This window comes from Rhodanobacter sp. T12-5 (assembly GCF_008329435.1).
Taxonomy (GTDB): domain Bacteria; phylum Pseudomonadota; class Gammaproteobacteria; order Xanthomonadales; family Rhodanobacteraceae; genus Rhodanobacter.
The window spans coordinates 69788-89657 of the sequence record NZ_NPKN01000009.1 but is presented as its reverse complement, the minus strand read 5'-3'; the positions used below and the strand labels follow the sequence as shown (position 1 = coordinate 89657).

The window sequence follows — 19870 nt, the reverse complement described above, 5'->3', positions numbered from 1 at the left end:
ACCCATGGCTTACAAACATTTCGAAGCGATCGAGAAACATGCCGGCCTGCTCGGCATCCTGATCGCGATCATGGTGTCGCTGGGCGGCCTGGCCGAGATCACGCCGCTGTTCATGGAGGCGCATTCGGTGAAGGCACCGCCAGGCGTGCATCCATACGACCCGCTGCGGCTGATCGGCAAGGACGTCTATGTGGCCAACGGCTGCTACCTGTGCCACTCCCAGATGATCCGCGCGTTGCGTTTCGAGACCGAGCGCTACGGCCACTTCTCCACCGCGGCCGAGTCGGTCTACGACCGTCCGTTCCAGTGGGGCTCCAAGCGCACCGGACCGGATCTGGCGCGGGTCGGCGGCAAGTATTCGGACGACTGGCAACGCATGCACCTGATGAATCCGCGCAGCGTGGTGCCGCAATCGAACATGCCCGGCTATCCGTGGCTGGCGAACAACAAGATCGATGCCGCCGACGTGCAGGCGCGCATGCGCACCTTGCGCCGACTCGGCGATCCGTACAGCGATGCCGACATCGCCGCGGCACCCGCCGCGGTCGAGGGAAAGACCGAAATGGATGCGTTGATCGCCTACCTGCAGGGGCTTGGCATCAAGAACGAACCCGCGACGGCCAAGGCAGCCGCTGCCCCGGCCAGCGACGGAGCGGCGCCATGATCGCCCTGATGATGGTCAGTCCGATCTGGGGCCATGTCGTCGGCGTATTCACCGTGTTGACCATGGCGAGCTTCATCGGCATCTGGATCTGGGCCTGGCGCAAGCATCACAAGTCCAGCTTCGATCGCCTGGCGCGTTTGCCGCTGGAAGACGATGTCGATGCCATCGCGAAGGAGGACCGCCCATGAGCAGCGGCTGGTCGTTGTGGGTGATGTTTCTGGTGGTGCTGAACATGGGCATCACGTTCTTCCTGTTCCTGTGGGGTCCGCGCGCGAAAATCCCGACCCTGCCCGACGGCACCAGCGGCCACGTATGGGCGCATGGCGTGCTGCGCGAAGGCGTGCGGCGGCTGCCGCGCTGGTGGATACTGTTCTCGGCCAGCATGTTCGTCTCCGCGTTTGCCTACCTGTATCTGTTCCCCGGTTTCGGCAACCACAAGGGCGCGCTCGGCTGGACCGCGCATGGCGAACTGGCACGCAACGTGGCCGCCAACGAAGCGAAGCTCGCCCCGCTGATGGAGCGCTTCAAGCTGTATCCGGTCGAACAGCTCGCCAACGATCCGGACGCGCTGCAGATGGGCAAGGTGCTGTTCGAGGACAACTGCGCCGCCTGCCATCAGCGCAGCGCCACCGGCAACATCGCCTTGGGTTCACCCAACCTTACCGATGCCGACTGGCTCTACGGCGGCAGCGGCGACGACATCACCCACTCGATCCATGACGGTCGCGCGGGCGTGATGCCGCCATGGGCCAGCCTCGGCGAGGACAACGTGAAGAACCTGGCGCAGTACGTGCTGAGCCTGTCCGGCGCCCCGCACGATGCGGCGAAGGCGGCCGCGGCCAAACCACTGTTCGCCACCTGCGCCGCCTGCCACGGTACCGAGGGCAAGGGCAATCCCGCGCTGGGCGCGCCCAACCTCACCGATCACGTGTGGCTGCACGGTGGCAGCGTGGCCAACATCGAGAAGACCACCCACGACGGTCGCCAGGGCCACATGCCGGCGTGGAGTCCGCGCTTGAGCGACGACCAGATCCACGTGGTCGCCGCCTACGTCTATCACCTGTCGCACGACGCCGATGCCGGCCACCGCTGACCCCGCTGCGCGCCGCCATGCGGCGTGGTACCGCCAGCCGGTGCTGTGGCTGGGGATCGCCATCTTCGTGGCCTCGCTGGCCGGTTGTGTGTGGATGATCGTGCTCGGCATGCATCACGGCGACACGCCGCTGGAAACCTCGCCCACCGTTTTCGGCGTGCCGGTCAGCGCGCACAGCAGTCCGCGGCCGCCGCCCTCCGGTCCCACACGGTGAACGCGCACGCGGCGTGGGCTCAGCCGCAACTCGCCGCGCAGGTGCTGCAGCCGCGCCGCGATGGCTGCAGCGAAATCGCGCTGCGCGTCGACGCGCTGGACGACGCCCGCCAAGTGCTGTGGCTCGAGCAGCGCATCCGCGCCCTGCCCGGCGTCCGCCGGGTCGCCATCGACCGCCCGGCCCAGCGCGTGCGGGTGGTGTGGGATACCCGGCTCACCTCGCTGCCGACGTTGCTCGACAACTTCGTCGTCGCTGGCTGTCCGGCGCAGCCGCTGCAGCATGACCGCATCGACGACCCTCGTTCGAACGAACAGCACGACGCGCTGAAACGCCTGCTGGTCGCAGGCATGTGCGCGATGCAGGTGATGACATACGCGTTCGTGATCTACATCGGCGTGGTCGATTTCGTCGACTTCAGCACGCGCGACCTGTTCCGCTGGTTCGGCCTGATCACCAGCGCGCCGGTGGTGTTCTATTCCGCGCAGCCTTTCTTCGCCGGTGCCGTGCGCGAGCTGCGCCAACGCCGCCTCGGCCTCAACCTGCCGGTGGCGCTGGCGGTGGCCCTGATCTTTCTCGCCAGCGCGATCAACACGCTGCGCGGCAGCGGCGAAATCTACTTCGATTCGGTGAGCATGTTCGTGTTCCTGCTGCTCGGCGGACGCTACCTGGAACTGCGCTCGCGCCATCGCAGCGGCGCGTTGGGCGATGCGGCGATCGACGCCACACCGCTGCTGGCGCAGCGCCGACGCGCCGACGGCACGCTGGAAACCGTCGCCGCGATCGCCCTGCTGCCCGGCGACCTGGTGCACATCGCCGAAGGCCTCGCCGTACCCGCCGACGGCATGCTGGAAAGCGCCGGCGTGCAGGTCGACGAGGCCTTGCTGTCGGGCGAATCGCGCCCGCTGCAGCGCAGGCGCGGCGAACGACTGCTCGCCGGCAGCATGCTGCTGTCCGGGCCGGCCGAGATGCGCGTGGAGCACAGTGGTGCAGCCACCACGGCGGCGCGCCTGGGCGCGCTGGCCGCCCATGCGCGCCAGGCACGCAGCGCGTTCGGCGGCAGCGATCGCCAGGTCGGCCGCTTCGTCGCCCGCGTGCTGGCGCTGACTGCACTCACCGCGCTGGGCTGGCTGCTGGTCGATCCCTCGCGCGCGTTCGAGGCCGCGGTGGCGGTACTGGTCGTCGCCTGCCCGTGCGCATTCGCGCTGACCCGGCCCGCCACGCTGACCCGCGCGCTCGGCGTGCTGGCCGGTCGTGGCGTACTGGTCACCGACGGCAGCGCGCTCGCCACGCTGGCGCGCGTCGACTACGTGCTGTTCGACAAGACCGGCACGCTGACCGAGCCGCAACTCGATCGCCGCGCGATCCAGCCGCTGCGCGGCGACAGCGCGGAACACGCACTGCAACTGGCCGCCGCACTGGCCCATGAAAGTTCGCATCCACTGGCCCGCGCGTTGGCTGCCGCCGCGCGCGAGTCATCGCTGCCATGGCGAGCACGGTCGGTGCAGGTCAGCACCGGCAGCGGCCTCAGTGGCGAGGTCGATGGCCGCACGTTGTATCTCGGTCGCCCCGATTTCGCGCTGGCCGCGAGCGGCCAGCCGGCACCGGCGGCGGCAACCAACGCATTGCTGCTGGCCGATGCACGAGGTGCGATCGCGGCCTTCCATCTCGACGAACAACCGCGCCCCGACGCGCGTCGCGTGCTCGACGCATGGCGCGCCGACGGCGTGGCGACCGCGCTCGCCAGCGGCGACAGCGCGGACCGCGTCGCCGCGATGGCCGGACGTCTCGGCATCGACGACTGGCACGCGCGCCAGTCGCCCGCCGAAAAGCTCGAACGACTGCAGGCAGCGCGACGCGACGGCCATGTCACCCTGGCGGTCGGCGACGGCAGCAACGACGCGCCGGTACTGGCCGGCGCCGATGTCTCCGCGGCACTGGCCAGTGGTACCGAACTGGCCCTGGCGCACGCCGACCTGCTGTTGCTGGATGGCCGTCTGGACGGCTTGACCGATGCCCGCGTGATCGCCGGGCAAATGCAGCAGGTGATGACGCAAAGCCGCCGCTGGGCCTTGCTGTACAACCTGTGCGCCGTCCCGTTCGCCGCCATCGGGCTGGTGCCGCCGTGGCTGGCCGCCATCGGCATGTCGTTGAGTTCGCTGCTGGTGATCCTGAATGCGTTGCGCGTCGGCCGCGCCGCGCCGGCTGCCCGACCGGATCCGGCACGCCGACCGCGCGAGCTGCACGCATGAACATCCTGCTGGTGCTGATCCCGGTCACCTTGCTGATCGTGCTGGTCGCGGTGGCGCTGTTTTTCTGGGCGGTCAACCACCAGCAGTTCGACGACCTCGACAGCCCCGCGACGCTGCCGCTGCTGGACGACCCGGTCGAGACGCAATCCGCGCCCGCAACCGCGCAGGAAGACCCGACGCCCCGGACACTCCCAGCCGACGCTGCCGGCCCGGCGCGCAACCCCAACCGATCACCTTGAGCGCAGAAGGCAGGCGCGGCTTCGGCCCCGCGCCTGCGCCGCCACGCCCAGCCCGAACGGCGCGCGGAAGACCCTTTCACCCCAATCGATCACCCCGCGTCGATCACCCCGGGACGACACCTAGAGTTTGCGGCGCAACGCTGCCTGCAGCAGGCGTCGCTGCAGGCGATCGGCCAGCGTCGCGGCGTCGGTCAGCTCCATCCGCGCAAGCGCTTCCCCCTCGCCGGCCGCCGGCTCGCCGGGTCGAACGAGCGCACCCAGCAAGCGCAGCTTGCCGCGCCAGGAAACGGCGTTCGCCTTCAGCCAGTCCAGCGCCGGCAGCAGGCGCTGCTCGACGTCGGTGAAGTCGCTGCCGAACGGAAATTTCGGCAGCAGGCCTTTTTGGCGGAACGGGGCCAAGGTTTCGCGCAGGTAGCGTGGCCGGTGCCGACGCCAGGCCGCGGGTATCGTGAAATCCGCCGCCAGTTTGCCGTGTGCCTTCGCCTCGGCACACAGCGCATCGAGAAAGCGCGCATCACTGACGGAAAGCATCGCCTCGATGCATTCGCTGTCGCTCTTGCCGCGCAGGTCGGCGACACCGTATTCGGTGACGACGATGTCGCGCAGGTGACGCGGGATCGTGGTCTGGCCATAGTTCCAGCGGATATTGCTCTCGATGCCGCCGCGACTGACCCGGGTCGAACGCAACAGCAGTGCCGAACGGCCATCGGGCAGTTCGTGCGCCATCGCCACGAAGTTGTACTGCCCACCGACGCCGCTGACCACGGCGCCATCTTCCAACGTGTCGGAGACAGCGGCGCCGAGCAGGGTCGCCATCATGCAGGTATTGAAGAAACGCGCGCCGCGCCGCTGCAACATGGCCAGCGCCTGGTGATCGCCATACAGCTGGTTGACGTTGGACACCGCGCACATGTCGATCGCATCCGGGTCCGCGGCCTCGGTCGCGCCGAGCCATTCGTACAGTTCACGCGAGCCGAGGAAGAAGGCGCCGCGCAGGTAATGTCCGCCCGGCACGTCATCGGCCAGGCGACCGGCTGCGGATGCGCGTTCCAGCGCCAGGTTGTCCCAGCTGCGTCGCTTCAGGATGCCGGCACGCTGCAGGTGCATGAAGCCATCCATCACCATTTCGCTGGCGCCGTACAATCCCGCTTCGAAGGGCGCCAGACCACCCAGCCAGCCGGCCAGTGCGTGCGTCGCCCCGGCAGGGTCCAGCGCCACCAGCGCGCGTCGCCACAGGGTGTTGTCCTGCTGGCGCAGCAGCAGCGCCTTGACCAGTGCGTCGGACAAGGCGCCGATGCCGATCTGCAGGCAACCGCCGTCCTTGACCAGCGCGCTGGCGTGCAGTCCCAGCGCGTATTCGGCCACGTCGACCGGCAGCCGCGGCAAGGCGAACAGCGGCGGCAGGACTTCCGGACGCAATTCCACATCGAAATAGTCTTCGGCCACCTCGGCATCGCCGCCCAAGTAAGGCAGATCCGGATGCACCACCGCCACGCAGATCGGTCGCTGCCGGTTCGCGAGCTGCACCTGGCGCAGGAAATCCAGGGTCAGATCCGGATTGCACGACAGGCTGTAATGCACGCCGTCCGGCCCTTCGCGCCGTGCCACGAGCTGCACCAGCAGATTGATGTCCTGCACCACCAGGTCACGGGCGACGTGGGTGTAGTTCTGGCTGATGTAGCTTCGTTGCGCGCTGCGCGAATGCAGCAGCGCACCGGATTGCAGATAGAACTCGTGCACCTCGACATTCGACGGCAGTGCGTCGCGCGCCTGGTCCAGCGCATATTGCGGATCGACCTGATCGGCACCGAAATGACGTTCGAGGAACGGCCCCAGGAAACGCTGCTCCAACCCCGGTGCCGGCTGTGGGCGAGTCAGCGACAACGCCGTGTAAAGGCGCAGCGAACGACTGGTGTCGGCAGCGGTCAACCGGTACAGCGCGTTGAGCAATCCATGCGGCTTGCCCAGACCCAGCGGCGCGGCGATGCGCAAGTCCGCCCCCAGCTCGTCGACGAGGTCACGCGCACAGGCATCGGTGTCGGTATAGCGGGGTTCGATCGGCATGCGCAGGATCATGCCAGAAGCTTGCCAACGTCAGCGTATCGAGAGCCGCCATCACATTGCAGGCTTGAAGAGCCTGCAACAGAGCTTGGTCGCGCTCTCCGACCGGACCTGTTGCGACGCGCAGCGGCACCTGGTGTAGCGACCGGCGCCCTCAGCTATGCGACGCGTCCACCGGCACGGCCAGGCTGCGCTTGAGCGTGTCCAGCGCCACGCGCGTGCGGAAACGTTTCACGTTGGCGTTGGCAGTTACCAGCCGCTGCATCAGCGCGTCGTAATCACCGACATCACGCGCCGTCACCACCAGCACGTAGTCGCCATCGCCGGTCACATACCAGGCCTGCTGGATCGCCGGCTCGGCGGCGATCCACTGCCGCAGGCTGGCCAGCAACTCGGGCCGCTCGCGCTCGACCTCGAGGTCGGCGATCACGGTGAGCCGCTGGTCCACGCTGCGCGGATCGATCAGCGCCACTTCCGCCACGATCACGCCGTCCTCGCGCAACCGCGCCATGCGCCGCTGCACGGCCGATGCCGACAAGCCGATGTCCGTGCCGATCATCTCGGCGGAGCGTCGCGCGTCGCGCTGCACGATCGCGAGGATGCGGCGGTCGAATTTGTCGAGTTCGGCGGGCATCGGGCGCAAAGACTCTCGTGGACGGGGAAAAAACCTGTTTTGCCGGCGAACAACGCCACTTCGCCGCGCCGCGGAAACCTAGCATAGGTCGTCGCCTTCCACGCATTGCGAGACCTCGTCCATGCCCACGCTGACCCGCCTCGACCGGATCCTCGCCGCATCGCGCCACATCGATCCGGTGTTCCTGGATTCGCCGGCGCTCACCAACAACGCCCTTGACGCGGCGCTGCGCTGCCAGCTGATCGCCAAGGACGAAACCGCCAACCCGATCGGCTCGTTCAAAGGCCGCGGCACCGAGTTGTTCGCCGCGCTGGCGCTGCACCCGGGTGAATCCGTGGTCTGCGCGTCCGCCGGCAATTTCGGCCAGGGCCTGGCCCGCGCGGCGATCCGGCGCGGGCATGCCTGCACGGTGTTCGCCGCGGAAAACGCCAATCCGGTGAAGGTGGAAGCCATGCGAAAGCTGGGCGCCGAAGTGCGGCTGTCCGGCAGCGATTTCGACGCGGCCAAGGATGCCGCGCGCCGCCATGCCGCCGCCAGCGGTCTGCGTTTCGTCGAGGACGGCCTCGAAGCCGAGCTCGCCGAAGGCGCCGGCACCCTCGCCCTGGAGCTTGCCGGCTCGACCGAGATCGACGCCATCGTGGTGCAGGTGGGCAACGGAGCGCTGCTGGCCGGCGTGGGCACCGCGATCCGGCAAGTCGCACCGCACGCGGAGATCATTGCGGTGGTGGCCGCCCGCGCACCGGCGATGAAGCTGTCGATCGACGCCGGCCAAGTCATCGAGACTGCGCACGCCGACACCATCGCCGACGGCATCGCGGTGCGCGCGCCGATCGCCGCCACGCTGGCGCATCTGCGCGCGTGCTGCGACGACGTGGTCGCCGTATCCGACGCGCGGATCTTCGAGGCGATGCGCCTCGTTCACCACCACCTCGGTGTCGCGGTGGAGCCCTCCGGCGCGGTCGGGGTGGCGGCCATCCTCGACGACCCGGACCGTTTTGCCGGCCGTCGCGTGGCGACGGTCCTCTGCGGCGGCAACCTGTCGCCGGCCATGCGCGAGCGCCTGCTGGCGGCTTGAGCACATTCTTCTCCTTGGAACTCGCACACAGATGAAACTTCTCTACCAGACGCACTCGCCCTATGCGCGCAAGGTACTCGTCGCCGCCCACGAACTCGGCCTGCAACACCGCATCGAGGTGATCCACCACGACACCAGCCCCACCCGCCGCAACGACGAAGTGTTCGCGCTCAATCCGCTCGGCAAGGTGCCGGTGCTGATCGTCGACGACGGCCCGGCGCTGTTCGACTCCAACGTGATCTGCGAATACCTCGACGGCCTGCACGCGGGCGCAAAGCTGATCCCGCACGAGCACGGCGCGCGCTTCCGTGCCTTGCGCCGGCAGGCGCTGGCCCAGGGCATGGCCGACGCCGGCATCGCCGCGCGCTGGGAAGCCGAGCGGCGACCCGTGCCATCGCGCTGGTTACCGATGCTGCAAGGCCAGCTGGACAAGATCGCCGCCGCCTGTGACTTCCTTGAAGACGAGATCGGCGACGCACCGGGCGCGGAAGCCCTCCCCGACGTGGGCGACATCGCCCTGGCCACCGCGCTCAGCTGGATCGCGTTCCGCGACGTCTACCCCTTCGCCGACGGCCGCCCGCGCCTGTCCGCCTGGTACGCGCGCTTCAGCCAGCGTCCGTCGATGCAGGCCACCACGCTGGCCGGCAACACCGTCGACTGAACTCCCTCTCCCTTTCCCCATCGACCGGACAACCCATGAGCTCCCTCTGGACCGACCTGCTGTTCCTGCACGGCCACATCGCCGACCACCAGCTTGCCCGCCGCCTGCTTTCCCCTGCACCGCCATCCGAGCCGAACCCGCCCACCACCCGACCCGCCGCAACCCCGATGCGCTTACTGCAACGACTTTCCCGCCGCCTTTGTCTCGGCATCGGCGATGGGGTGTGGCGCACGCAATGAAGTGATGCCGCCGGCGCCAGGAGCGGCAGGTGGCACGATCATGGGCGGGTCACAGACGAAACGCGATCCACCGTGAGCGTTGCTGATCGACCGCCCACAAAAAAGGCCCCGATGCCGGGGCCCTTTCTGTCGCGCTGGCAATGCCTTCACCGGCATCGCGTCTCCGCTATGCCTCGGCCTCCGGCTCGGGCTTCATCTTCTCCAGCACCTCTTCCAGATCGGTGATCGCATTCTCCAGTGCTTCGTGCAGCTGCCCCTGCCGATCCATCAGATCCCCGATCTTGTCGGCCAGCTTCAGCTTCGACAACTCACCGTCGAACAACAGCCACGCCGCCGTCAGCGCTTCGACGTTGTTCTTCGAGTAGTGCCGCATCTCCTTGAGCTGCGCCACCGTATCGCCGACATGATCGGCAGGTGTCTTCGCGTGTTCGTCGGACATGGAGGGTGCCTCCCGGCGAGATGAGTATTCGCTCGAACCGTAACGTCGAAGACGCGAAGCCTAGGTCAACGGTCGGCAGGAAGCTCAATAGTCCTCGCCTGACCCGTTTGCCATCACCAGGGTCCTGCCGATAGATCACACGCAAACACTCAAGGTGATCTCGCGTCCCGTTGCGCTCTTGTCCGCAGTGCCTCATAGAGCTGCGCCGGACCCAGCAAGATGTCTTTCAACCCATCGCGTATGCGATCCGAACCGAGTGCCTGGGTGCTCATGGTGGTGTGCGCTTCGAGCGCGTCCATGATCGCGTGCATGAGTGCATCTTTCAGGTCGGGTGAGTTGGCGAACTGTTCCTTGCTGTTGCTGCTCGCTTGCTGCACCAGGGTTTCGTTTTCCAGCAGCTTGCCCTTGAGCACGCCGTTGACGTAGACCAGCTGGTCGTCTTCGGTGAGCTGGCCCTCGAACAGCCCGTTGACCTTCTGGATGATCTCGGCCAGATAGGCCTGCTGCTTTTCCTGCACCGAACCGCTGCCGACCGCATCCATCGGCGGCAGCTTGTAGCTGCCGTCACCGTTGAGGTTGAGCGGCTGGCGTCCGGCGTTGCGCAAGGTGTGGTGCGTGAGAACCACCTTGGACAGATCCACCGTGTCGCGCTCGCGGCCGAATTCCAGCAACGGGATCAGTCGCTTGTAGAAGATGAAGCGCTTCTCGATATCGGTGTTGCCATAGTCGAACACCTGCGACAGGAAGGCATACAGGCGCACGTACGCGCCCATGTCGTTCTTGAACAGCACCAGCGCATCGAGCACATCCTTGTTCGACTCGGCTGCCTTGTCGTCGCCGGCGGCCAGAGCAGCGACCCGTGCCTGTTGCGCAGCCTTGTAGCGCTTGAGCAGCCGGTCGGCGACGGGCGCGATGGCGCTGCTGAGCTGAGCCTGCGTGCCGTGCGGATCGGTTTCCACTTTCGCGACACGCTCCACTTCGAAGTCGTCGTAGTGACCGCTGGCATCGAGCTTGGCACGCAGGTCGAAGACCAGGTGCGGGTCGGTGGTCGCTTCCAGTGCGGCGGTGTCGTAGTAGGTCTTGAAGGCCTTGAGGATCTCGGCCGCGTCGTTGACGAAGTCGAGGATGTAGGTGGTGTCCTTGCCCGGATGGGCGCGATTGAGCCGCGACAACGTCTGCACCGCCTGGATGCCGCCCAGCATCTTGTCCACGTACATGCCGCACAGCAGCGGCTGGTCGAAGCCGGTCTGGAACTTGTTGGCGACCAGCAGCAGGTGATAGTCGGCCCGGGCGAAGGCTTCGCGGATGTCACGCCCCTTGAGGCCGGGGTTGAGGTCGGCGCTGGTCTCGGTGACCGCCTGCGGATAGCTGTCCGGATCATTCACCTCGCCGGAGAACGCCACCAGCACGCCCAACGGATAGTTCTGCCTGGCGATGTAGGCACGGATCGCCTTCTGCCAGCGCACCGCCTCCTTGCGGCTGCCGACCACCACCATCGCCTTGGCCTGGCCATCCAGCAGCGGCTGCACGTTCTCGCGGTAGTGCTCCACCACGATCTGCACCTTGGAGGCGATGTTGTAGGGATGCAGGCGAACCCACTGCATGATCCCCTTCATCGCCGCGCTGCGTTCGACCTGCGCCTCGTCGTACTCCTTGCCGTCATGGGCCAGCCTGAAGGCGAGCTTGTACGGCGTGTAGTTCTTCAGCACGTCGAGGATGAAGCCTTCCTCGATCGCCTGGCGCATCGAATACACGTGGAATGGCTGCGGCAGGCCATCCGCACCGGGGCGGCCGAACAGCTCCAGCGTCTTCTGCTTGGGCGTGGCGGTGAACGCCACATAGGTGAGGCCCTTGCTACCACCGGCACGCGCCGCCATGCCGGCGGCCAGCATCACCTCGGTGTCGATCTCGCCACCGTCCTGCAGCTCGGCCCACTCTTCCGCGCTCAACAGCTGCTTGAGCTTGGCCGCCGCTTCGCCGGTCTGCGAGCTGTGCGCCTCGTCGGCGATCACCGCGAAGCACTTGCCTTCGGTGGCGGCCAGCTCCTGCACCGCCTGCAGCGCGAACGGAAACGTCTGGATGGTGCAGACGATGATCTTCTTGCCGTCCTTCAGCGCCTGGCCCAGCTGCGCGCTCTTGCTGCCGTGCTCGCTGGTGATGGTTTCCACCACGCCGGTGGTGCGTTCGAAATCGAAGATCGCCTCCTGCAGCTGCGCGTCCAGCACGTTGCGGTCGGACACCACCAGCACGCTGTCGAATATCTTCTTGTGCTGCGCATCGTGCAGGTCGGCCAGAAAGTGCGCGCTCCACGCGATCGAGTTGGTCTTGCCCGAGCCGGCCGAATGCTGGATCAGGTAGCGCTGCCCTGCCCCCTCGGCCAGCACGTCGGCCACCAGCTTCCGTGTGGCGTCGAGCTGGTGGTAGCGCGGAAAGATCACGCCGGTGAGCTGCTTCTTGTCGTCGCGCTTGCCGATCAGGTAGCGGCCGAGGATCTCCAGCCAGCTGTCGCGCGCCCATACCTCTTCCCACAAGTACGCCGTGGCAAAGCCGTCCGGGTTCGGCGCGTTGCCGGCCGCGCCGTGATTGCCACGGTTGAACGGCAGGAAACGCGTGGCCGGCCCGGCCAGCCGCGTGGTCATCATCACCTCGGCCTGGCTCACCGCGAAATGCACCAGCGCGCCGCCGGGGAAACCCAGCAGCGGTTCGAGCTGCCCGCCCCTGGGCTGCGGATGACGGTCGAAGCGGTACTGATCCACCGCATCGTTGACGCTCTGGGTGAAGTCGGATTTCAGCTCGGCCGTGGCCACCGCGATGCCGTTGACGAACAGCACCAGATCCAGCGCATCCTGCGCGTTGTTCGGCGAATGCCGCACCTGCCGCACCACGCGCAACCGGTTCGCCGCGTAGTGCCGCAGGATCACGGGATTGATCGCCAGCGCCGGCTTGAACTGCACCAGCGACAGCGGCTCCTTCAGCCCCAGCATCTCCACGCCCCGGCGCAGCACCTCCAGCGTGCCGCGCTCGTTGAGGTTCTTGCGCACGCGCTCGGCGATGCGCTCAGCCGCCGCCGGGCCGTGCGTCCTGGTGAGGCGCTGCCAGCTGTCCGGCTGGGTCGCTTCGATCCAGGCCAGCAGGTCGGGCAGATACAGGCCGTGGGTGCGGTCGAAATGCTCGCCGTCGCCGTCGGCGTGGAGCCAGCCGTGGGCAGCGAGGTGATCGCAGATCGCCTGCTCGAAATGGACTTCCCTGTGCAGGTTCATGCCTGGCTTTCCCTTGGGTCAGATACATCGTCGGTGAACAGGCGCACATACGGCTCGTAACGGAACCGCCGATTGCGCGCATAGCCAGTCATTTCCAGCAGTATCCCCAGCTCGACCAGTCGCGCGACCATGGTGTTGGCCGCGGGATACGTCGTACCAGTCATCTTGCGCACGTCGGCGACGGTAACGATCGGCCGATCGAACAGGCTTTCAAGCACCTTGTGACCATTGCCGGCGGCGCGTCCCAGACCCTCGGTGATCGCCTGCCGGTGGCGCTCCCGCAGCAGCTGGATGCGCCGCGCGGTCTCGGCCGCCTCACCGGCCACCTCGACCACGCCGCGCAGGAAAAAAGCCAGCCAGTCTTCCCATGCGCCGCGCTCACGCACCGCCTGGAGATGGTCGTAATACGCCTGACGATGCTGGCGGAAATAGTGCGACAGGTACAACACGGGCTTGTGCAGCACACCGCATTCGGTCAGCAGGAACGTGATCAGCAAGCGCCCGACGCGACCGTTGCCGTCGAGAAACGGGTGAATCGTCTCGAACTGCACATGCGCCAGGGCAATCTTCACCAGCGGCGGCAACTCATCCTGGCGATGCAGGAACAGCTCCAGCTCACCCAGCAGGCGAGGCACCTCGTCCTGGGGCGGGGGCACGTAGTTCGCCGTTGCCAGCGTGCAGCCAGCGGGCCCGATCCAGTTCTGGCTGCGCCGCAGTTCGCCGGGTTGCAGCTTGTCGCCGCGCACACCTTGCATCAGCTCGGCATGGATTTCCCGAATGAGTCGCACCGACACCGGCAACTCGCCCAGCCGCGCCAGCCCGTGTTTCATCGCGCGCACATAGTTGACCACCTCGTCCACATCGCGCGGCATGGCCTCGTCGAAAATGTCGGCCTCCGCCGCCAGCAAGTCCTGCAGCGAGCTTTGCGTGCCCTCGATCTGACTCGAAAGCACCGCCTCCTTGCGCACGTACATGAAGACGAACAGATCCGGATTGGGCAGGGTCAGCACCGAACCGTCCAGTCGCCCCAGCGCCCGATCGGCCCGCGACAACAGCCCCGCCAGCTCGCCCGTCATCGCCAGCGGTGGATCGGGCGGCAGCCCTTCGGGCATGAAGGCGCGATAGCCGGTCGGCTGACGGATGTAGCGACCGGCGCGGTGGGCATCCATGGGTCTGTTCAACGTCGCGCTCCCTTTAACATGGCGCCGCTCCCGCCCCATGTTTAAGCCAGCGTTGAATATAGAGGCTGGATCGTGGCTTGTTCAAGCCAGCATTCAACAAAGTTGGCGGCCCTTGGCTGGCTGGGGCGGTGGTTTCCGGTGGCGCAACCGATCGGCGACGCCGCCAATTTCAGTTCCCGCACCAAGTGAAATCAGCGGCCAAGACAACGCTTAGTGATACCACCGAGATGTCGCTCATTCGCCGGCTATCTCCGGCTTGCCGGTTGATTGCCGCTCCGCCTCGTCCAGGGTCCGCCCCTTCGCATCCTTCCACTCGAACCAGCCGTTGGCAGCGCGACCCAACAGGCATACGGCGGCAAAGCTGGGTGACTTGCTCAGGTAGTCGCGTTCGAAACGCACGCGGTCGCCTTGAACGGACATCACGCCCTGCTCGATCAGGCGCTGCCGATGACGCGCATAGTTGTGCAAGTCGAACGAGGGGGCAGTCTTGAGGCGACCGGTCGAACCCCTGAGCACCACGAATCCCTCCTCGGTGTACAGCCCTCGGCCATCTGCCTCGGAGCCTCGGCAAAAGTAGAGCTTCTCGTTCTGCTGCGGCTTGCTGGTGGCACGCGTGAGCGACTCGAACAAAGGGTGCCCTAGCGTGGCGAGCAACACTCGAATGGTCTCGTGGATCTCACGACACTCCGCCTCCAATGGCGGCGGCGTATGCGGCCGCGATCCGGTGTTGCCATTCTCCAATACGTAGCGCTCGGCCTTGCCGGCCTGCTGGATCGACAGCCATTCCAGAAAACTCACGTGGGTGTTGGTGAGGCTGTTGGTCACCGATACCGCCACCAGCGCGCGATTCCAGAAATCCTTGGCCTTGTGGTGCTGCGCGAGGCGGTCGGCCAACGACCCGGTCTGGCCGATGTACGCCTGCGGCAGGTCGCTATCCTCGCTCTCGCCGATCAGGAAGTACAACCCGACTTGCTGGGCCGCCTCCAACGCCAGGAACTCGGCCAGCGCACTGCGCGGCACGTCGAACACGCGGATGATGCGCGTGGTGATAGCCGCTTCGCGTATCCCTTGCGGGTCACCGGAGGGAAGGAAAATCTGGATGGTTTGCGGGAACGTCGCCATGAATCTCTACCCCCTATCGAACATCGTGTTCTACGTGCGCAGATACTGTCTTGGATAGCGGCTCACCCCAGACCGGTCAGCTTGCTGAAAAAATTGACCAGCAAGCCTTGTCCCATTTCGAGTGCTTTGCGCCCTGCCGCATGCAGCCGGCCCGGTGGCTCACGCAACTGCGGCAGGTACACGTCGCAGCCAGTCTTGAAGTGGAAGTGCCGAGCCATGTACCACAACTCGCCGGCGATGGCTGCCTCGTCGTAGCCTGCGCCATGCAGTCTTACGTAACGCTCCAGGGCCACGCTGGCGAGCATGTCGCCGCGCGTTTGCTGTTCGCGGGTGGGATCGCCTTGCCAGCGCACGCGCACCCAACCCAGTTGATCATCGTCGTCGGAATCGTCGATGGGAAGAATCAGCGTGCCGTCGATCAACGAGCGGGCACACCACAGGCCCTCGTGGCGCTGGCCGTCGTAGAGCGGCATCAGGCTGGCGATGAAGCGGACTACCGCCTCGCTCTTGCCGCTCATGCGGCCTGCCTCACGTCGATCTTGCCGGTGACGGCGGCGGCGATGAGGGCGCTGCGGCGTTCTTTGAGGAGGGCTATTGCACGTTCGGCCGTCCATGCCAAATCGTCCAGCTTGGCACGTTCGCAGACCAGGAAGTCAACAATTGTCAGTTGCTCCTCGACTGGTGGCAATGACATCCAAAAATCTTTGATGCTTGCCTGCGGAAGATTGTTTGCCAGCCCTTCGGCGCCTCCAATGGCCTGTTCTATCTGTTGCCGAAGGGGCGTGGAGCCCATCGCAACCGCAAAGAACCTCGGATCCACGTCAGCTGATAGACGAATACGAAAAATCTTGTCGGAAAGCATCAGGTGAGATGGTGGATTCATCACGCAAGCCACAGAACCAATCAACTTCGGCGAACCACTGGCCCGTGACATGAGGACATCACCCGATTTGAGCTCCAGTTCCTCTCTCGGCACAAGTGAAAGCGGCAGCGTCTTGTTTTCTTGGGCATCAAACTCACCACCGTTCACACATCCTGCCTTGAGCACGCCCCATTCGCCAGGATCCGTAGGTCTTGCTTCGCACTCCGGGCTCCATCCTTGCTCGAACCTATCGATGAGGCGCCGAAGGGCCAAAACTTTCCAATGCGCAGGCACTTCTCCCAACCACGGCACGCCAGAGTCTTTCATCGGGGCGCTGGGGTTGAGGCCGCGGTTGACGGCGTGAGAAATCGTGGCCTGGCGCTTTTCGGCCAGCAGGGTCAGCAGCTTTTCCTGTTCGGCAATCAGCGCATCGATCTTGCCGGTCTCGCGATCGAGGAAGGCGACGATGGCGGATTGCTCATCCACTTGCGGCCTCACCGCCCTGAACGCGCCCAGCTCATCGGCTGACAATTCCAGAAACGTTGTTCCCTTACCTCGAAGATTCAGTTGCTCCGTAGAAGCAAGAAGCATGTATGCATAAAAGGTCGACTTGCTCGCGCCTGTTGAGACCAAAGATTTGCAGCCCTGGTTCGTGCACAGCTCAACGTCTGCGATGGCAAGCGAGCCGATAGGGGCGCGGGTCGAAAGCACAAGACTTCCAGTCGGCACCAGCGTAGTAGCGCATGATGCAAGTCCTTCGCTTGTGATCTTTCTGGCGGAATCAGTAATTTTCAGGGAATCCAACTTGCTAAGATCGGCCGGACTGACCCAGACAATATCGCCATCCCAGAATTCGCTGTTGTCGGACTTTGGCGTCGAACCACCGACAATTTGAAAAAGCCGCTTTAGCGGCGTGATCTCCCAATGCGCGGGCACCTCGCCCAACCACGCCACCCCACTGTCCTTGTACTCCGCATACCTCGGCAGACTCATGCGCCTTTCTCCTGCCACAGCTCGAACTTCTGCCAACCTTGTGGCACGCCCATGCGCGCCCACAAGTCGGGCCGTGAGGCGAGCAGGTCGGCAACGCGCGCGGACCAGAGTGAATCCGGACTGGTCCGGCGCATCACATACGCCAGCAACACGAGAGTGTTGTAGACACGGCGATTTTGCGATGGGTCCGGCTGCAGTTGCGCCACCAGTCCCGCTGGTCTGGCGGGAAAATCGAGCTGGTTGATCAGCAGCGGCCTGTCCCATAGCCGCCCGTGATGGGCACAGACGTTGCGTACATAATTGATGTGCCGCACGAAGGAACAGAACGGCGTTTCATGCAGGTCGTAGGCATCGGCGATCCGCTGGCGATGCGGATGCCGGCGAATGCTGCTGAGCCACTTGGACAGGTCGCCAAGCATCATGGATTCGCACAGCGCCCAGATCGGTGGCTCCTCGTTCCGATCCAGATAGCGCAACAGATACGGTTCCTTGCGCTCGGCGTAGAGCCGCTCGACACCGGCCAGCAAACGTTCGTGATTGTCGGTAAAGAGGCTGGCATCCCGATAGGCCGAAGGACCGGCGAGATGCGCGAGCACATAGGCCCAATGGGTGCGCAACGAAACCTCGAATCGTTCGATGGCATCCATGACCTCGACCCGCAGGCGTCGATCGAAGTCGTACAGCGCGAGTACCGCCTCGAAGGTCGTGCCGGCGGCAAACTGGTCAGGACCGGATTCGAAAACGAACCAGTAGCCGCGAAGGCGGTAATAGTTCAGATGCAACAGGGCATGGGCGGCCTGCGCCCCATCGGCAATGAGCATGCCGCGATCACGCAGCCGATCGATCTGCTGCTCGACGTTCAGGGCCCGCTTCGTGGTCGGAATGCGCGGTGCAGTCACGCGGCCATCCCGAAAAAAAAGAACCCGCCAAAATGCGCGTGCAGACCGAAGTCCGTAGAGGCGAGGCGGGTATGATTGGGATCAATTGTAGCGTCGGCATCGCCATTCAACAAGCCGGCAACCGGGTGACCGTTCATGCGCCCAGCTCCGCGATCATCGTCAGAATCCGGTCCGTGGTCTGCTTCAACTCCGCATCAATCACCTCCAGCGCACGCGGCGGCTCGAACACGTAGAAATGGCGGTTGAACGGGATCTCGTAGCCGACCTTGTTCTTGGCCTCGTCGATCCAGGCGTCGGGCGCGTGCGGCAGCACTTCGCGCTTGAAGTACGCCTTGATGTCCTCGCCCAGCGGGACGTTCTCGGTGTCGCGCAGTGAGCTGTCCGGCTGTGGTTTGCCCTTGAGCTTGCCTTTCTGGCCCAGCACCAGCTTGCCCTGCTCGTCGCGCAACGGACGCTCGACGGTGATCGTGGTGTAGCCGAAGTCCTGGTTTTTGAAGATGCGCGATATCGGCGCGACCTTCACCTTGCCACCGGCGGGCGGCTCGGGGGCGAATTCGGCGGCGGCGATCACCTGGCGGCTGACCTCCTTGCCGGCAGCGTCGAACACGGTGGCCAGTTCGGCTTCGGCGAACTCGCCAAATAGTTTGGTGATGGTGGCGATGTGGTCGTCACTCATCTCCTTGCGCTTGCTGCCGAGGCTCTTGCGCATCTTCTGCCAGAAGCTGCCGGCGTCGATCAGTTGCACGTAGCCCTTGCGATCGGCGGGTTTCTTGTTGGAAATGATCCACACGTAGGTGGCGATGCCGGTGTTGTAGAACATGTCGGTGGGCAGGCCGATGATGGCTTCCACCAGGTCGTTCTCCAGCACGTAGCGGCGGATTTCGCTCTCGCCGCTGCCGGCGCCACCGGTGAACAGCGGCGAGCCGTTGAGCACGATGCCGAAGCGGCTGCCGCCGTCGGTGGCCGGGCGCATCTTGGCCAGCAGGTGCATCAGGAACAGCATGGAGCCGTCGGACACGCGCGGCAGGCCGGGACCGAAGCGGCCGTCGAAGCCTTTCTCTTCGTGCTCCTTGCGCACGGCCTTCTCGACCTTCTTCCACTCCACGCCGAACGGCGGATTGGACAGCATGTAGTCGAATTTCTGGCCGCCGTGGCCGTCCTCGCTGAGCGTGTTGCCGGCGACGATGTTGGCCACGTCCTGGCCGCGGATCAGCATGTCGGCCTTGCAGATGGCGTAGGACTCGTCGTTCAACTCCTGCCCGTACAGGGTGAGCCGCGCGGCCGGGTTGTGCTGCAGCAGGTGCTCGGCGGCGACCGACAGCATGCCGCCCGTCCCGGCCGTTGGATCGTAGATGGTGCGCACCACGGCGTGGCCGGGTTCGAGCACGTCGTCGTCCTCGATGAAGATCAGGTTGACCATCAGCCGGATGACTTCGCGCGGGGTGAAGTGTTCGCCGGCGGTCTCGTTGGAGAGCTCGGCGAACTTGCGGATCAGCTCCTCGAACACCAGGCCCATCTGCGCGTTGTCCACCTCGTCGGGATGGAGATTGATGTTGGCGAACTTCTCGGTGACCAGGTACAGCAGGTTGGCCTTGGCCAGCCGCTCGACCTGCGCGTGGAAATCGAAGCGCTCGAAGATGTCGCGAACCGCAGGCGAAAAGCTCTGCACGTAGGTGTAGAGGTTCTGCCGGATATGGTCCTGGTCGCCCAGCAGCGTGGGCAGGTCGAGCGGCGAGGTGTTGTAGAACTTGGCATTGCCGACCAGACGCAGCAGAAATGGCTCGGGATTGATGCCCGCGTCGGTCTTTTTCTTGTATTCGGCCAGCACCTTGGCCTTGGTCGGTGCCAGCACGCCGTCCAGGCGGCGCAGCACGGTGAACGGCAGGATCACGCGGCCGTATTCGGACTGTTTGTAGTCACCGCGCAGCAGGTCGGCGACGGACCAGATAAGCGCGGAAAGCGAAGCTTGATTCATGCGAGTGTGA

The 19870-nt window shown here is 65.4% G+C and carries 20 protein-coding genes; 9 read left to right on the top strand and 11 right to left on the bottom strand.

Going from position 1 to position 19870, the window contains the following annotated elements:
• Positions 1–4: 4 nt before the first annotated feature.
• From ccoO to ccoS, 6 genes are read left to right on the top strand one after another with little or no spacing between them, the layout of a single operon-like run.
• The gene (gene ccoO / locus CIW53_RS16175) at positions 5–664 is read left to right on the top strand and encodes a cytochrome-c oxidase, cbb3-type subunit II (RefSeq protein ID WP_149365756.1); all 660 of its coding nucleotides are present in this window, start codon (positions 5–7) and stop codon (positions 662–664) included.
• Positions 661–852, top strand: coding sequence for a cbb3-type cytochrome c oxidase subunit 3 (locus CIW53_RS16170; RefSeq protein WP_242451948.1), 192 nt, complete (start codon positions 661–663; stop codon positions 850–852). Before ccoO ends, CIW53_RS16170 begins: the two co-directional genes overlap by 4 nt.
• The gene (gene ccoP / locus CIW53_RS16165) at positions 849–1757 is read left to right on the top strand and encodes a cytochrome-c oxidase, cbb3-type subunit III (protein ID WP_149365755.1); all 909 of its coding nucleotides are present in this window, start codon (positions 849–851) and stop codon (positions 1755–1757) included. The genes CIW53_RS16170 and ccoP overlap by 4 nt, the downstream gene beginning before the upstream one ends.
• Positions 1741–1971 (top strand): hypothetical protein, encoded by a 231-nt coding sequence (locus CIW53_RS16160; protein WP_149365754.1) that lies wholly within the window; start codon positions 1741–1743, stop codon positions 1969–1971. The genes ccoP and CIW53_RS16160 overlap by 17 nt, the downstream gene beginning before the upstream one ends.
• Positions 1968–4220 (top strand): heavy metal translocating P-type ATPase, encoded by a 2253-nt coding sequence (locus CIW53_RS16155; RefSeq protein WP_149365753.1) that lies wholly within the window; start codon positions 1968–1970, stop codon positions 4218–4220. The genes CIW53_RS16160 and CIW53_RS16155 overlap by 4 nt, the downstream gene beginning before the upstream one ends.
• Complete coding sequence (ccoS, locus tag CIW53_RS16150; protein WP_149365752.1) at positions 4217–4459, top strand: cbb3-type cytochrome oxidase assembly protein CcoS; 243 nt, start codon at positions 4217–4219, stop codon at positions 4457–4459. The genes CIW53_RS16155 and ccoS overlap by 4 nt, the downstream gene beginning before the upstream one ends.
• Positions 4460–4579: 120 nt before the next feature.
• Here the strand turns inward: ccoS and CIW53_RS16145 are convergent, their stop codons facing one another.
• The gene (locus CIW53_RS16145; protein ID WP_242451947.1) at positions 4580–6523 is read right to left on the bottom strand and encodes an acetyl-CoA hydrolase/transferase C-terminal domain-containing protein; all 1944 of its coding nucleotides are present in this window, start codon (positions 6521–6523) and stop codon (positions 4580–4582) included.
• 151 nt (positions 6524–6674) lie between these two features.
• Positions 6675–7154, bottom strand: coding sequence for an Lrp/AsnC family transcriptional regulator (locus CIW53_RS16140; protein ID WP_149365853.1), 480 nt, complete (start codon positions 7152–7154; stop codon positions 6675–6677).
• 121 nt (positions 7155–7275) lie between these two features.
• Here CIW53_RS16140 and CIW53_RS16135 point away from each other — a divergent pair, with 121 nt between their 5' ends.
• The 3 genes from CIW53_RS16135 to CIW53_RS16125 are packed head-to-tail and all read left to right on the top strand — an operon-like array spanning position 7276 to position 9129.
• Positions 7276–8229, top strand: a complete 954-nt coding sequence (locus CIW53_RS16135; protein ID WP_149365750.1) for a pyridoxal-phosphate dependent enzyme — start codon at positions 7276–7278, stop codon at positions 8227–8229.
• 31 nt (positions 8230–8260) lie between these two features.
• Positions 8261–8890, top strand: a complete 630-nt coding sequence (locus CIW53_RS16130) for a glutathione S-transferase family protein (RefSeq protein ID WP_149365749.1) — start codon at positions 8261–8263, stop codon at positions 8888–8890.
• A gap of 35 nt (positions 8891–8925) precedes the next feature.
• Positions 8926–9129 carry a hypothetical protein gene (locus CIW53_RS16125; RefSeq protein WP_149365748.1) on the top strand — a complete coding sequence of 68 codons (204 nt, stop codon included), beginning with the start codon at positions 8926–8928 and terminating at the stop codon, positions 9127–9129.
• Between the two features lie 166 nt (positions 9130–9295).
• On the opposite strand, the gene CIW53_RS16120 is transcribed toward CIW53_RS16125, so the two are convergent.
• The 9 genes from CIW53_RS16120 to CIW53_RS16085 all read right to left on the bottom strand — a co-directional run bounded on the left by CIW53_RS16120 (position 9296) and on the right by CIW53_RS16085 (position 19860).
• Complete coding sequence (locus CIW53_RS16120; RefSeq protein ID WP_149365747.1) at positions 9296–9568, bottom strand: hypothetical protein; 273 nt, start codon at positions 9566–9568, stop codon at positions 9296–9298.
• 149 nt (positions 9569–9717) lie between these two features.
• On the bottom strand, positions 9718–12828 hold the full coding sequence (locus tag CIW53_RS16115) for a DEAD/DEAH box helicase family protein (protein WP_149365746.1): 3111 nt from the start codon (positions 12826–12828) through the stop codon (positions 9718–9720).
• Positions 12825–13997 (bottom strand): Fic family protein, encoded by a 1173-nt coding sequence (locus CIW53_RS16110; protein ID WP_149365745.1) that lies wholly within the window; start codon positions 13995–13997, stop codon positions 12825–12827. Before CIW53_RS16110 ends, CIW53_RS16115 begins: the two co-directional genes overlap by 4 nt.
• 246 nt (positions 13998–14243) lie before the next feature.
• A complete protein-coding gene (locus CIW53_RS16105; RefSeq protein ID WP_149365744.1) occupies positions 14244–15131 on the bottom strand; it encodes a GIY-YIG nuclease family protein in 888 nt (295 codons plus the stop codon).
• A 62-nt stretch (positions 15132–15193) separates the two neighbouring features.
• Positions 15194–15649 (bottom strand): hypothetical protein, encoded by a 456-nt coding sequence (locus tag CIW53_RS16100; RefSeq protein WP_149365743.1) that lies wholly within the window; start codon positions 15647–15649, stop codon positions 15194–15196.
• On the bottom strand, positions 15646–16986 hold the full coding sequence (locus tag CIW53_RS16095) for a restriction endonuclease subunit S (RefSeq protein ID WP_172969703.1): 1341 nt from the start codon (positions 16984–16986) through the stop codon (positions 15646–15648). The genes CIW53_RS16100 and CIW53_RS16095 overlap by 4 nt, the downstream gene beginning before the upstream one ends.
• On the bottom strand, positions 16983–17885 hold the full coding sequence (locus CIW53_RS16090) for an Abi family protein (protein WP_149365741.1): 903 nt from the start codon (positions 17883–17885) through the stop codon (positions 16983–16985). The genes CIW53_RS16095 and CIW53_RS16090 overlap by 4 nt, the downstream gene beginning before the upstream one ends.
• Entirely contained in the window at positions 17882–18022 is a 141-nt protein-coding gene (locus CIW53_RS17720; RefSeq protein ID WP_172969702.1) for a hypothetical protein, read from the bottom strand. Before CIW53_RS17720 ends, CIW53_RS16090 begins: the two co-directional genes overlap by 4 nt.
• On the bottom strand, positions 18019–19860 hold the full coding sequence (locus CIW53_RS16085; protein ID WP_149365740.1) for a class I SAM-dependent DNA methyltransferase: 1842 nt from the start codon (positions 19858–19860) through the stop codon (positions 18019–18021). The genes CIW53_RS17720 and CIW53_RS16085 overlap by 4 nt, the downstream gene beginning before the upstream one ends.
• Between the last annotated feature and the right edge of the window lie 10 nt (positions 19861–19870).